The organism is Mixta calida, from assembly GCF_002953215.1.
GTDB lineage: Bacteria > Pseudomonadota > Gammaproteobacteria > Enterobacterales > Enterobacteriaceae > Mixta > Mixta calida.
This window is the reverse complement of sequence record NZ_CP026378.1, coordinates 3,722,430-3,735,177: the sequence shown is the minus strand read 5'-3', so window position 1 is coordinate 3,735,177 and position 12,748 is coordinate 3,722,430. Positions and strand designations below refer to the sequence as shown.

At 57.9% G+C, this 12,748-nt stretch carries 13 protein-coding genes; 8 read left to right on the top strand and 5 right to left on the bottom strand.

Annotated elements, in window-relative coordinates; genetic code table 11:
- Positions 1-41: 41 nt before the first annotated feature.
- Together C2E16_RS17800 and C2E16_RS17795 are read right to left on the bottom strand one after the other, a co-directional pair.
- Positions 42-1,202 (bottom strand): glutathionylspermidine synthase family protein, encoded by a 1,161-nt coding sequence (locus C2E16_RS17800; RefSeq protein ID WP_038624093.1) that lies wholly within the window; start codon positions 1,200-1,202, stop codon positions 42-44.
- 8 nt (positions 1,203-1,210) lie between these two features.
- Positions 1,211-1,870 (bottom strand): DUF1190 family protein, encoded by a 660-nt coding sequence (locus C2E16_RS17795; RefSeq protein ID WP_038624095.1) that lies wholly within the window; start codon positions 1,868-1,870, stop codon positions 1,211-1,213.
- On the opposite strand from C2E16_RS17795, the gene C2E16_RS20645 reads away from it, so the two are divergent.
- Entirely contained in the window at positions 1,847-2,041 is a 195-nt protein-coding gene (locus tag C2E16_RS20645; RefSeq protein ID WP_133052056.1) for a hypothetical protein, read from the top strand. The two genes, C2E16_RS17795 and C2E16_RS20645, sit on opposite strands and share 24 nt — an antisense overlap.
- A 27-nt stretch (positions 2,042-2,068) precedes the next feature.
- Here C2E16_RS20645 and tolC read toward each other — a convergent pair whose 3' ends face one another.
- Entirely contained in the window at positions 2,069-3,535 is a 1,467-nt protein-coding gene (gene tolC / locus C2E16_RS17790; RefSeq protein WP_038624097.1) for an outer membrane channel protein TolC, read from the bottom strand.
- 215 nt (positions 3,536-3,750) lie between these two features.
- On the opposite strand from tolC, the gene nudF reads away from it, so the two are divergent.
- From nudF to parE, 5 genes are read left to right on the top strand one after another with little or no spacing between them, the layout of a single operon-like run.
- On the top strand, positions 3,751-4,386 hold the full coding sequence (nudF, locus tag C2E16_RS17785; RefSeq protein ID WP_038624099.1) for an ADP-ribose diphosphatase: 636 nt from the start codon (positions 3,751-3,753) through the stop codon (positions 4,384-4,386).
- Positions 4,383-4,808 (top strand): DUF1249 family protein, encoded by a 426-nt coding sequence (locus C2E16_RS17780; RefSeq protein WP_084970211.1) that lies wholly within the window; start codon positions 4,383-4,385, stop codon positions 4,806-4,808. The genes nudF and C2E16_RS17780 overlap by 4 nt, the downstream gene beginning before the upstream one ends.
- Before the next feature lie 42 nt (positions 4,809-4,850).
- Entirely contained in the window at positions 4,851-5,678 is an 828-nt protein-coding gene (cpdA, locus tag C2E16_RS17775; RefSeq protein ID WP_038624103.1) for a 3',5'-cyclic-AMP phosphodiesterase, read from the top strand.
- 2 nt (positions 5,679-5,680) lie between these two features.
- Positions 5,681-6,262: an esterase YqiA gene (gene yqiA / locus C2E16_RS17770; RefSeq protein WP_038624105.1), complete on the top strand. Its 582-nt coding sequence runs from the start codon at positions 5,681-5,683 to the stop codon at positions 6,260-6,262.
- A 50-nt stretch (positions 6,263-6,312) separates the two neighbouring features.
- Positions 6,313-8,208, top strand: coding sequence for a DNA topoisomerase IV subunit B (parE, locus tag C2E16_RS17765; protein ID WP_038624107.1), 1,896 nt, complete (start codon positions 6,313-6,315; stop codon positions 8,206-8,208).
- A gap of 148 nt (positions 8,209-8,356) precedes the next feature.
- On the opposite strand, the gene C2E16_RS17760 is transcribed toward parE, so the two are convergent.
- Positions 8,357-8,692, bottom strand: a complete 336-nt coding sequence (locus C2E16_RS17760; RefSeq protein WP_038624109.1) for a putative quinol monooxygenase — start codon at positions 8,690-8,692, stop codon at positions 8,357-8,359.
- A 33-nt stretch (positions 8,693-8,725) separates the two neighbouring features.
- A complete protein-coding gene (locus tag C2E16_RS17755) occupies positions 8,726-9,307 on the bottom strand; it encodes an NAD(P)H-dependent oxidoreductase (protein WP_038624111.1) in 582 nt (193 codons plus the stop codon).
- A 261-nt stretch (positions 9,308-9,568) separates the two neighbouring features.
- Between C2E16_RS17755 and parC the strand changes: the two genes are divergently transcribed.
- Positions 9,569-11,842, top strand: a complete 2,274-nt coding sequence (gene parC, locus C2E16_RS17745) for a DNA topoisomerase IV subunit A (protein WP_038624115.1) — start codon at positions 9,569-9,571, stop codon at positions 11,840-11,842.
- 107 nt (positions 11,843-11,949) lie between these two features.
- Positions 11,950-12,687: a 1-acylglycerol-3-phosphate O-acyltransferase gene (locus C2E16_RS17740; RefSeq protein WP_038624117.1), complete on the top strand. Its 738-nt coding sequence runs from the start codon at positions 11,950-11,952 to the stop codon at positions 12,685-12,687.
- Positions 12,688-12,748: the final 61 nt, after the last annotated feature.

The following is a 12,748-nucleotide window of genomic DNA, read 5'->3' as shown; positions in this document are numbered from 1 at the left end:
ATTTGCGGCAAAAGCGGGCAGCAGGGGGCTGCCCGTTAACGCTATTCGATAAAGGCGTGCGGATAGAAACGCGAAAGATCTTGTGTAATCATCGCGCGATCTTCGCGCAGGCCAATGCCGGCGGGTTGATCGTCTACCAGCCAGCTGCCGATCAGCGTATAGCTGTCGCCAAACCGCGCCAGCGGATGGAACTGCTGCACAATCATCCCTTCTTCGCCATAAGGACCGTCGACGCGAGCGATTTCCTGTCCTCGTTCGATAATCCGAATATTGGCCCCTTCGCGTGAAAACAGCGGTTTCACCACATACTTGTCCATCGACGGAACGTTGTCTTCAGCAAAATAAGCTGGCAGTAAATTAGGGTGATTCGGGAACATCTGCCACAACAGCGGCAGCAGCGCCTTATTGGAAAGAATGCTCTTCCATGCGGGCTCCAGCCAGCGCACGCCAGCATCGTTCAGCTTGGTAGAGAAAATCTCACGCAGCATAAACTCCCACGGATAGAGCTTAAACAGGTTGCCGATCACCTGATCGTTGAGATCGGTAAACTGGCCTTTTTCGCCAAGCCCGATGTCATCGATATAGAGAAATTCGCTGGGCAATCCCGCTTCGCTGGCGCAGTCCTGCAGATACTGTACCGTGCCGCGATCCTCTTCGCTGTCGCGATAGCAGGTAAAATGCAGCAGACCAAAACCGTGCTGCTGATGCAGAACGGCGAAGCGATCGATCAGCTTTTCCTGCAGGCTGTTGAACTGATCGCTGCCGGCAGGCAGTTTGCCGGCCTTCAGCTGATCTTCGAGCCACAGCCACTGAAAGAAAGCGGCCTCATACAGCGAGGTAGGCGTATCGGCATTGTTCTCCAGCAGCTTGGCGTCGCCGCTGCCGTCCCAGGCGAGATCGAGGCGCGAGTAAAGCGACGGCTGCGAGGTTTTCCAGGAGGAGCGGACAAAATCCCACGTATGCTTTGGAATGCGGAATTTGGCTAACAGCTCTTCGCTGTTAACCACTTTTTCCACCACCTGCAAACACATCTGATGGAGTTCCGCCGTGGTCTCTTCCAGATAATCTACCTGAGCCAGCGTAAACTGGTAGTAAGCGTCTTCACACCAGTAAGGTTCGTCATACATAGTATGAAAACCAAAGCCGTACTCGGTCGCGCGGGCGCGCCAGTCAGGTCGTTCATCAACAGGAATGCGTTTCATCAGGCTGATTAGCCTCCCATCGAACGGCTGCTGGTGCCGGTGGCGCTGCTGCGCTGCATGGTGGATTGCTTGGCGACGCTTTCGCCAAAGCCGCCGCGGGTAACGGTACGGGTTGTCGCCGGTTTCGGCGCCAGCGCTGTTTTCGGCACCGTCATGGTGCGGCCCGGCGTGGCGGCGCCGTAGTTGCGGCCAGTGGCGTCAACGAACTTGCCGTTCATCGGGCTGGCCGGGTTTTTAGAGCTGAACAACGGCTGCGACGCCATGCCCGCGCCGCCGCCCATCAGGCGACCCATCATATAACCCGCCATCAGCGGCATCCAGAAGCTGCCGCTCTGATGCGCTTCCGCGTTGGTGCCTGCCTGCGTAGGCGCCTGCTGGCACTGATCTTCGCCGAACTCCGCCACGCAGTCCTCGCGCGTCGCATACTTAGGCGCGGTTTTTTCCGCCTCTTTCAACGCGTTGTTATAGGCCGTCGTACACTGTGCGCTCTGGCCCGGGTTCGCTTTGCTGCAATCGTCGGCATTTTGATAAAGGGATACTGTTTCGTCCGCTTGCTCACAGCCGGCCAGCATAAAAACAGCGGTGACCGCCAGCGCCACAGGCGTTAAATGGCGGGCGCGCCAACTCTTACGGAAGGCGTCGAGATGAATATTTTTTGTCCGTTTCATGTGGATAGTCCTCTGCCCAAAGGTAGCGCAAAGGATAGGTTAAACCGGTCTAAAAATGAAGCAATGGACGGCGCTGCGCCTGCATATTTACTTAGCTATACGTTCAAATGGGATGCGGGTTCAGGTAAGCGGGAAAGAAAAGAAAAAAGAGATGTTGCGACCGCTGAATAAGTAAGTTTCAGCGGCCGCATTACGCTATCAATGACGGAACGGATTACCGCTCTGGCGCGCCGCTACCGGCGCCGCGCTTTCAGCGCCTTGATTGTCCGCCGCCTGCATCTGCGTGCCGTGATCGGCCGCCGCGTCCTGCTGCGGATTTTCCGGCGCCACCGTTTCCGGCGAGGTCGGGATCTCTTTGCCGAGGCTGGCGTTCAGCGCCTGCAGATCCTGCTCGTTCAGCGTGCCGAGCGCAGACTTGATGTTCAGCTGATTGATCAGATAGTCATAGCGCGCATCGGAAAGCTGTTGCTTGGCGTTGTAAAGCGTCGTAGTCGCGTCAAGCACGTCGACGATAGTGCGCGTCCCCACCTGATAGCCCGCTTCCATCGCATCCAGAGAGCTCTGCGCGGAAACCACCGCCTGCTTGTAAGCGTCGATGCTGCTGATAGAGGCGTTGATGTTATTAAAGGAGGAGCGCACCGTCTGAACGGTGGAGCGATGCGCGCTTTCCAGCTGCTCGCTGGCGCTGACAAACGCGTACTGCGCCTGCTTCACCTGAGAGTTGACCAGGCCGCCCTGATAAAGCGGCAGGCTGAAGCTCAGGCCCACCTGGTTGTTGCCGGTAATGCTGTCGCTTTGTACGGCGCGGCTGCCGCCATATTTGTTGTTGGACAAATTGGTAGAGGCGTTCAGACCGAGCGTCGGCATATGGCCGGATTCATAATAGCGAATCTGCTCGCGCGCCAGATCCTGCGACAGACGTGCGGACAACAGGTTCAGGTTGCGACTTTCCGCCTCTTTCAGCAGCGCATTAACCGGCTGCGGCTTATCAGTGCGGAAGCGATCGATATTCAGCGACGCCAGCGTCGGATAGTAGTTGCCGGTTACCTGACGCAGCGTTTCCAGCGCGTTGTCCAGCGCATTGCGCGCGGCCACTTCATTCGCCAGCACGTTATCATACTGCGCGCGGGCGTTCTGCACGTCGGTGATCGCCACCAGGCCGACGTTAAAGCGCTGCGTGGTTTGATCGAGCTGGCGGTAGATAGATTGTTTCTGCGCTTCAATATAGGACAGCGAATCGATAGCGCGCAGCACGTTGAAATAGGCGGTGGCGGTATTCAGCATCAGATTCTGCTGGGCAGTCTGATAGGTCACATCCTGGATGCCGGCATTTTTTTCCTGCAGCGTCAGGGCGCGCCATTTGCTCATATCGAAAATGGTCTGCGTTAACTGCAGGGAGCCGCTGGTTGTGTTCGAGTGGGTATCGCTGCTGTCGCGATAGCCGCTGGTATAAGTGTAATCGGCGCCCAGACCTAACTGAGGCAGCAAGGGACTACGGGCTTCATTAATCTTTTCAAATGCCGCGTCTCGGTCAGCTGCGGAACTGCGCAGATCGGGGTTAGTCAGTCGGGCCTGTTGGTAAATTTGCAGCAGGTTCTCCGCCTGACTTGCTACGCTGAAGCCGCCCAGGCTCAGGCCAATAAGTAAAGGGAGCAGTTTCTTCATTTGCATTCCTTGTAGTGCAGCAAAGTTGCTATGGTAGCGCTGACATAAGCGAAAAAAATATGCGCCGATTCTACCAGAGTGTGCCAGATTGATAAGTTGGCTGAACGTGCCATCTTCCGTTAATTTACGTAAATAATTCAGAAAGAACCACCCTTCCGGGCGAAGCGTAATTGAAACAACTCATCGCTATCCCCACTGTAAAGGACACCGACTTTATGGTTGAAAATACAAAATACCCAGTGACTTTCAGCAAAAACGATGTAGAAATTATTGCACGCGAGCCACTCTATGAAGGATTTTTTTCTCTGGTCCGCTATCGTTTCCGTCACCGCCTGTTTAACGGCCAGATGAGCGACGAGGTGGTGCGCGAAGTTTTTGAGCGCGGACACGCCGCAGTCCTGCTACCCTATGATCCCCTGCGCGATGAAGTGGTGCTGATCGAACAGATCCGCATTCCCGCTTATGACACCAGCCCAACGCCCTGGCTACTGGAATTAGTGGCCGGGATCATCGAACCCGGTGAAAGCGTTGAACAGGTAGTGCGTCGCGAAGCGATGGAGGAAGCGGGCCTGAAGGTTGGCCGCGTACAGCCGATGATTAACTACCTGGCGAGTCCGGGTGGCACCAGCGAGCGCCTGTCGGTGCTGGTGGGAGAAGTGGATGCCAGCGTGGCGCAAGGATGCCACGGTCTGGAGGATGAGAATGAGGATATTCTTGTGCATGTGGTGAGCCGCGAACAGGCTTACCGCTGGGTGGAAGAGGGGAAAATTGACAACGCGGCCTCCGTCATCGCCCTGCAATGGCTGATGCTGCACTATGAGAAATTGCGAAAAGAGTGGAATCCAACATGATCAAGCGCTACGTCCCTGATTTTCCCGAAATGATGCGGTTGAGCGAAACGAACTTCGCGCAGCTGCGTCGTTTGCTGCCGCGCGACGATGCAGCGGGGGCCACGGTGACCTATCAGGTAAACGGCGCCAGCTACAGCATTACCGTTAGTGAATCGACACGTTACACCACCCTGGTGGAAATCCGCCAAACCGCGCCCGCCGTCAGCTACTGGAGCCTGCCATCCATGTCTGTCCGGCTCTATCACGACGCGATGGTTGCTGAAGTGTGTTCAACGCAGCAGATCTATCGCTTTAAAGCGCGTTATGATTACCCGAATAAAAAGTTGCATCAGCGTGATGAAAAGCATCAAATCAACCAGTTTCTCGCTGACTGGCTGCGTTATTGTTTGTCGCACGGCGCGATGGCCGTACCGGCCTGGTAAGCTGCGATAACCTTGATATGGCGTAGAGATTAAGGAAACTCTTTGGATAGCCTGCTAAAACTTCCTGTGGTGAGTGGGGCCAGTATCAGGATATTACAAATAACGGACACCCACCTTTTTTCGGGCAGACATGAAACGCTGCTGGGCGTGAATACCTGGGCCAGTTTCAACGCGGTGCTGGACGCCATCGAGGCGGAGCGGCAGCCGATCGACCTGGTTATCGCTACCGGCGATTTGGCGCAGGATCATACGCCTGAGGCTTATCAGCACTTCGCTGAGGGCATTGCGCGCTTACCGGCGCCCTGCGTCTGGCTGCCGGGCAACCACGATTTCCAGCCGACAATGTACGGCGCGCTGGCGCAGTCGGGCATTGCCGAAGCCAAGCAGGTCTTTGTCGGCGAACGCTGGCAGCTGCTGCTGCTCGACAGCCAGGTGGCGGGGGTTCCGCACGGTATGCTCAGCGACTATCAGCTCGACTGGCTGGAAAAAACGCTGGCGCAGACCGCCGATCGCCACACGCTGATCCTGCTGCATCACCATCCCCTGCCGTCAGGCTGTAGCTGGCTGGATCAGCATAGCCTGCGCAACCCGCACGCGCTGGAAGCGATCCTGCAACCTTATCCGCTGGCGAAAACCCTGATTTGCGGCCACATTCATCAGGAGATGGATGTGGACTGGCACGGCCGCCGTCTGCTGGCGACGCCGTCGACCTGCGTGCAGTTCAAGCCGCACTGCACCAATTTTACTATCGACGCCGTCGCGCCGGGCTGGCGCTGGCTGGAGCTGGATGAGGACGGTGCGGTGCGTACCCGGGTGCAACGCCTGGCGAGCCGCGCCTTTACGCCCGATCTGGATTCCGAAGGGTATTGAGTATGGCGACGCTGCTTTATCTGCACGGTTTTAACAGCTCACCCGCCTCGGCGAAGGCGACCTTGTTGCAGCGCTGGCTGGCGACGCATCATCCGCAGGTGACGATGCTGGTGCCGCAGCTCCCGGCTTATCCGGCTGAAGCGGCGCAGCTGCTGGAGGAGATCGTGCTGGCGCGCGCCGGCGAAACGCTGGGGATCGTCGGCTCCTCGCTGGGCGGTTATTACGCCACCTGGCTGTCGCAGTGCTTTATGCTGCCAGCGGTGGTGGTTAACCCGGCGGTGCGCCCGTTCGACCTGCTGCTCAATTATCTTGGCGCCAACGAGAATCCATACACCGGCCAGCAATATGTGTTAGAGTCTCGCCACATTTACGATCTGAAAGTCATGCAGATTGACCCGCTTGAGTCGCCAGATTTGATCTGGCTGCTGCAACAGACAGGCGATGAAGTACTCGATTATCGTCAGGCGCTGGATTACTACCAGGCCTGCCGCCAAACGGTTGAAGAGGGCGGTAATCACGCTTTCACCGGATTCGAACGCTTTTTCCCATCGATTCTCGACTTTATTGGTCTGAATCGCGCCTGACGTCGCGGGATCGTATAACCCTTTTACAGCCACCAATTCAGAACGATACGATGACTCAATCCAGCTATAACGCTGATGCCATTGAGGTACTCAGCGGCCTCGAACCCGTTCGTCGTCGTCCGGGAATGTACACCGATACTTCGCGCCCCAACCATTTGGGCCAGGAAGTGATCGACAACAGCGTTGATGAAGCGTTGGCCGGCCATGCGAAGCGCGTGGAGGTGATACTGCACGCCGATCAGTCACTCGAAGTGATCGATGACGGACGCGGCATGCCGGTGGACATTCACCCGGAAGAAGGCGTGCCGGCGGTTGAGCTGATTCTCTGCCGTCTTCACGCCGGCGGCAAATTCTCTAATAAAAACTACCAGTTCTCCGGCGGCCTGCACGGGGTCGGCATCTCTGTGGTCAACGCCCTGTCGAAGCGCGTGGAAGTCACCGTGCGCCGCAACGGCGAGGTGTATGACATCGCCTTTGAAAACGGCGACAAGGTACAAGATCTGACCGTCACCGGCACGGTCGCGAAGCGCAATACCGGCACCCGCGTCCACTTCTGGCCGGACGGCAGCTTCTTCGACAGCCCGCGCTTCTCCGTATCGCGCCTGTCGCATCTGCTGAAAGCGAAAGCGGTGCTCTGTCCGGGCGTCGAGATTGTTTTTAAAGATAAGGTCAATAATACCGAGCAGCGCTGGTGCTATCAGGATGGTCTGACCGACTACCTGAGCGAGGCGGTGAACGGCCTGATCACCCTGCCAGAAGCGCCGTTCGTCGGCAGCTTTTCCGGCGACGTCGAAGCGGTAGACTGGGCGCTGCTGTGGCTGCCGGAAGGCGGCGAGCTGCTGACGGAAAGCTACGTCAACCTGATCCCGACGATGCAGGGCGGCACGCACGTCAACGGTTTGCGTCAGGGGCTGCTCGACGCGATGCGCGATTTCTGCGAATACCGCAACATTCTGCCGCGCGGCGTGAAGCTGTCGGCGGAAGATATCTGGGATCGCTGCGCCTACGTGCTGTCGGTAAAAATGCAGGACCCGCAGTTTGCCGGCCAGACCAAAGAACGTCTCTCCTCGCGTCAGTGCGCCGCGTTCGTTTCCGGCGTGGTGAAAGACGCCTTCAGCCTGTGGCTGAACCAGAACGTGCAGGCCGCCGAACAGCTGGCGGAGCTGGCTATCGCCAGCGCGCAGCGTCGTATGCGCGCTGCGAAAAAGGTGGTGCGTAAGAAACTGACCAGCGGCCCGGCGCTGCCCGGCAAGCTGGCCGACTGTACCGCGCAGGATCTGAGCAAAACCGAGCTGTTCCTGGTGGAAGGGGACTCCGCAGGCGGCTCCGCCAAACAGGCGCGCGATCGCGAATATCAGGCGATCATGCCGCTGAAAGGCAAGATCCTGAACACCTGGGAAGTTTCGTCGGATGAGGTGCTGGCGTCGCAGGAGGTGCATGACATCTCTGTGGCGATCGGCATCGATCCCGACAGCGAGGATCTCTCTCAGCTACGCTACGGCAAGATCTGTATCCTGGCGGATGCGGATTCCGATGGCCTGCATATCGCCACGCTGCTCTGCGCGCTGTTTGTGCGCCACTTCCGCTCGCTGGTGAAAGGCGGTCACGTCTACGTGGCGATGCCGCCGCTCTACCGCATCGATCTCGGCAAAGAGGTCTGGTACGCGCTGGATGAAGAAGAGAAAGATGGCGTGCTGGAGCAGCTGAAGCGTAAAAAAGGCAAGCCGAACGTACAGCGCTTTAAAGGGCTGGGCGAAATGAACCCGATGCAGCTGCGCGAAACGACGCTCGATCCTAATACGCGTCGCCTGGTGCAGCTGACGATCGATGATGAAGATGTGGAACAAACGCTGGCGGTGATGGATATGCTGCTGGCGAAGAAGCGTTCTGAAGATCGTCGCAACTGGTTGCAAGAGAAAGGGGACAAAGCGGAGATCGAGGTGTAAATTTCGCCGCCGGAGGGCGCGTCCCTCTCCCTGGATTTCATGCCGCACGGCTGAAAAGAGAACCGCCCGACATCTTACGATGGCCGGGCGGTTTTTTATCATGTCAGCGGAACCGGGAAAGGGCTGGCCGCGCGCTTCGGCATCGCCGTCAGCGCGCGGCTGCGTCAGATACCGAAGTCGAAGGCTGTTCCATGACGAAGATCTTCACATCCAGCACATCGTCTTTAATCCGCTCACGGTGGGCTTCCATATGCGGCTGTTGCTGATGCTGTTCCAGATGACGCAGGCTGTCCCAGTACTCCAGCATAAAAATGGAATCGGGCAGGTTCTGCTTCCACGGCACCTGCGCCTGATGGTCGACCAGCGCCTGATATTTGCTACAGCCTTGTTCCTGCAGAACGGTCGGCGTCAGCGCCTGTATCGCCGCCAGCACCGCTTCGCGGCGGCCCGGCTTGACGCAAATCTCAGCTACAACTGTCAGCATAATGTGTCCCTGTAAAATATTCAGAGCGTTAAGTTAAGCAAAAATTTCCGCCAGGTGCGCGCGATAGCGCTCGATATCGCGCGGAATATCAGGCTGTTTGATCACGTCGTTGCAGATAAAGGTCGGCAGCCCTTCCATACCAAGGAACTGGTTCGCTTTGTGGAAGTGCAGATAGAGACCGTCCACGCCGACGCCCTCAAAGAACTGATCGGGATCGGTAAAGGCTTCCAGCGGCGCGTTCCAGGTCAGCGACAGCATATATTTTTTGCCCTGCAGCAGGCCGCCGGAACCATATTTCTTGCTGGCGTCGGAACGGGAGCGCCCATCGCTGGCGTACAGCGAGCCGTGGCCTTCGGTGAACACTTCATCGATATATTTTTTCAGGATCCACGGCTCGCCCATCCACCAGCCCGGCATCTGATAAATCACCACGTCGCTATCAACGTACTTCTGTACTTCTTCTTTAATGTCGTAACCGTCGTCGACGCGGGTTACCTGAACTTCATGGCCCTGATCGCGCAGGAAAGTCTCGGCGACATTCGCCATCGTGTGGTTCAGCTCGCCTTTTGAGTGGGCAAATTGTTTGCCCGCATCAAGGATTAAAATCTTGCTCATTGTTCGTTGCTCCATTGAAAACGCTGCGGGCAGTGTACGCGCGCAGTCGGCAAAGAAAAATGTGCGTTTGATCATAACACTTTTGCGTACAGCGCAATAATCGCCACAAAATGTGCTGTAAAAAGGCATAAAACAGCGGGGTTAAAACAGCGCGTCGGGCGATGACTAATCTGTGACATCGTCGCATCAGATAAGGTACTATCCTCGCCAAACAGATCGCCCTGCGGCGCGCTGCCGCCCGCCGCAACGTGAGGAATCATAATGAGTGACTTGACGCAGGATGGTGCAGAGCGTCTTGCCCTGCATAAATTTACCGAGAATGCGTACCTGAACTATTCCATGTACGTCATCATGGACAGGGCGCTTCCCTATATTGGCGATGGCCTGAAGCCGGTCCAGCGCCGCATTGTCTATGCGATGTCGGAGCTGGGGCTGAACGCCAGCGCGAAATTCAAGAAATCGGCGCGCACCGTCGGCGACGTGCTGGGTAAATATCATCCCCACGGCGACAGCGCCTGCTACGAAGCGATGGTGCTGATGGCGCAGCCGTTCTCCTACCGCTATCCGCTGGTGGATGGTCAGGGGAACTGGGGCGCGCCGGACGATCCGAAATCGTTCGCCGCCATGCGTTATACCGAATCGCGCCTGTCGCGCTACGCCGAAGTGCTGCTGGGCGAGCTGGGGCAGGGCACGGTCGATTTCGTGCCGAACTTCGACGGCACGCTGAACGAGCCGAAGATGCTGCCGGCGCGCCTGCCGAATATTTTGCTGAACGGCACCACCGGCATCGCCGTCGGCATGGCGACCGACATTCCGCCGCACAACCTGCGCGAAGTGGCGAAGGCGACCATCGCGCTGATCGATAATCCTAAAACCACGCTGGACGATCTGCTCGATATCGTACAGGGGCCGGATTTCCCGACCGAAGCGGAAATCATCACCCCGCGCGCCGAGATCCGCAAGATCTACCAGAGCGGCCGCGGATCGGTGCGTCAGCGCGCAGTGTGGAAAAAAGAGGACGGCGAAGTGGTGATCACCGCGCTGCCGCATCAGGTTTCCGGCGCGCGCGTGCTGGAGCAGATCGCCGCCCAGATGCGCAATAAAAAGTTGCCGATGATCGAAGATCTGCGCGATGAGTCAGATCATGAAAACCCGACCCGTCTGGTGCTGGTGCCGCGCTCTAACCGCGTCGATCTCGATCAGGTGATGAACCACCTGTTCGCCACCACCGATCTGGAAAAAAGCTACCGCATCAACCTGAACATGATCGGGCTGGATAATCGTCCGGCGGTGAAAAACCTGCTGGAGATCCTCAGCGAATGGCTGGTGTTCCGCCGCGATACGGTGCGCCGCCGTTTACAGCATCGTCTGGATAAAGTACTGAAGCGCCTGCATATCCTTGAAGGCCTGCTGGTGGCGTTCCTCAATATCGACGAAGTGATTGAGATCATCCGCAGCGAAGATCAGCCGAAGCCGGAGCTGATGTCGCGCTTCGGCATCAGCGAAACCCAGGCGGAAGCGATTCTTGAGTTAAAGCTGCGCCACCTGGCGAAGCTGGAAGAGATGAAAATCCGCGGCGAGCAGAGCGAGCTGGAAAAAGAGCGCGATCAGCTACAGGCGACGCTGGCTTCCGAGCGCCGCATGAACACGCTGCTGAAAAAAGAGCTGCAGGCCGACAGCGAAGCCTACGGCGACGATCGTCGTTCGCCGCTGAACGAGCGCGAAGAGGCGAAGGCGATCAGCGAGAACGAGCTGGTGCCCTCCGAGCCGGTCACTATCGTCCTTTCCCAAATGGGCTGGGTGCGCAGCGCCAAAGGGCACGATATCGATCCGGCCGGGCTGAGCTATAAAGCGGGCGACAGCTATCTGGCGGCCGCGCGCGGCAAGAGCAACCAGCCGGTGGCCTTTATCGACTCTACCGGCCGCAGCTATACGCTGGATCCGACCACGCTGCCGTCGGCGCGCAGCCAGGGCGAGCCGCTGACCGGCAAGCTGACGCCGCCGCCGGGCGCGGTGTTCGAACAGGTACTGATGGAAGCGGACGATCAGCGGCTGCTGATGGCCTCCGACGCGGGCTACGGCTTCGTCTGCACCTTCGCCGATCTGGTGTCGCGCAACCGCGCCGGTAAAACGCTGCTGACGCTGCCGGAAAACGCGAAGGTGATGACGCCGATGGCGATCCATAGCGACGACGATATGCTGCTGGCGATCACCGCCGCTGGCCGTATGCTGATGTTCCCGGTGGGCGATCTGCCGCAGCTGTCGAAAGGCAAAGGCAACAAGATTATCTCCATTCCGTCGGCGCAGGCCGCCAGCGGTGAAGATCGCCTTGCCTGGCTCTATCTGCTGCCGCCGGGCAGCGCCATTACGCTCTACGTCGGCAAACGTAAGCTGACGCTGCGTTCGGAAGAATTGCAAAAATTCCGCGCCGAGCGCGGACGTCGCGGCACGCTGCTGCCGCGTGGCCTGCAACGTATCGACCGCGTTGAAATCGACGCCCCGGCGCGCGCCGTTTCCGACGACAGCGAGGCCTGACAGCAGGCAGGGAAACCGGCGCGCCGCCCAGGCCGCGCGCCGGTGCAATACCGGTGTGTTTTCATATAAAGCCGGTATACTTAGGCGGAAGCCACAATGAGGTCGTTATGCTGGTAATTTTACGTACCCTGATAGTTATTATTTATTCAATTCTGGTTTGTGTATTGGGTTGTATCTGGTGTCTTTTTTCACCGCGAAATCCGCGTCACGTCGCTACCTTCGGCCACCTGTTCGGCGCGCTGGCGCCGCTGTTCGGCGTGAAGGTGGAAGTGCGCAGGCCGGAAGGCGCGGAGCATTACGGCAACGCCATCTATATCGCTAACCATCAGAACAACTACGATATGATTACCGCGGCGAACATCGTTCAGCCGACCACGGTTACGGTAGGGAAAAAAAGCCTGCTGTGGATTCCGTTTTTCGGCCTGCTTTACTGGCTGACGGGCAACCTGCTGATCGATCGCGATAATCGCGCCAAGGCGCACAGCACCATCGCCAAAGTAGTGGACGAGTTTAAAAGAAAGCGCATCTCATTCTGGATGTTCCCGGAAGGCACGCGCAGCCGCGGCCGCGGCCTGCTGCCGTTCAAAACCGGCGCGTTTCATGCGGCGGTGGCGGCGGGCGTGCCGATTATCCCGATCGTCGTCTCCACCACCCATAATAAAATCAAGCTGAACCGCTGGAAAAACGGGCTGGTCATTGTGGAAATGCTGCCGCCGGTTGACGTCGCCGCCTTTGAGAAAGAGTCGGTGCGCAAGCTGGCGACGCACTGTCGCGAGTTGATGCAGGCCAAGCTTAACGAACTGGATGCCGAAGTCGCCGAGCGGGAAGCCAGCGGCAAGTTATAATTCATTCGGGCCGCAGTCGCGGCCCGCACAGCAATCCCTGAACAACAATAAAAACGGACCG

Excerpts from the sequence above, each read along its gene's own strand:
- C2E16_RS17800 (WP_038624093.1), bottom strand. The coding sequence starts at position 1,202 with ATGAAACGCATTCCTGTTGATGAACGACCTGACTGGCGCGCCCGCGCG.
- C2E16_RS20645 (WP_133052056.1), top strand. The coding sequence starts at position 1,847 with ATGAATATTTTTTGTCCGTTTCATGTGGATAGTCCTCTGCCCAAAGGT.
- C2E16_RS17795 (WP_038624095.1), bottom strand. The coding sequence starts at position 1,870 with ATGAAACGGACAAAAAATATTCATCTCGACGCCTTCCGTAAGAGTTGG.
- tolC (WP_038624097.1), bottom strand. The coding sequence starts at position 3,535 with ATGAAGAAACTGCTCCCTTTACTTATTGGCCTGAGCCTGGGCGGCTTC.
- nudF (WP_038624099.1), top strand. The coding sequence starts at position 3,751 with ATGGTTGAAAATACAAAATACCCAGTGACTTTCAGCAAAAACGATGTA.
- C2E16_RS17780 (WP_084970211.1), top strand. The coding sequence starts at position 4,383 with ATGATCAAGCGCTACGTCCCTGATTTTCCCGAAATGATGCGGTTGAGC.
- yqiA (WP_038624105.1), top strand. The coding sequence starts at position 5,681 with ATGGCGACGCTGCTTTATCTGCACGGTTTTAACAGCTCACCCGCCTCG.
- parE (WP_038624107.1), top strand. The coding sequence starts at position 6,313 with ATGACTCAATCCAGCTATAACGCTGATGCCATTGAGGTACTCAGCGGC.
- C2E16_RS17760 (WP_038624109.1), bottom strand. The coding sequence starts at position 8,692 with ATGCTGACAGTTGTAGCTGAGATTTGCGTCAAGCCGGGCCGCCGCGAA.
- C2E16_RS17755 (WP_038624111.1), bottom strand. The coding sequence starts at position 9,307 with ATGAGCAAGATTTTAATCCTTGATGCGGGCAAACAATTTGCCCACTCA.
- parC (WP_038624115.1), top strand. The coding sequence starts at position 9,569 with ATGAGTGACTTGACGCAGGATGGTGCAGAGCGTCTTGCCCTGCATAAA.
- C2E16_RS17740 (WP_038624117.1), top strand. The coding sequence starts at position 11,950 with ATGCTGGTAATTTTACGTACCCTGATAGTTATTATTTATTCAATTCTG.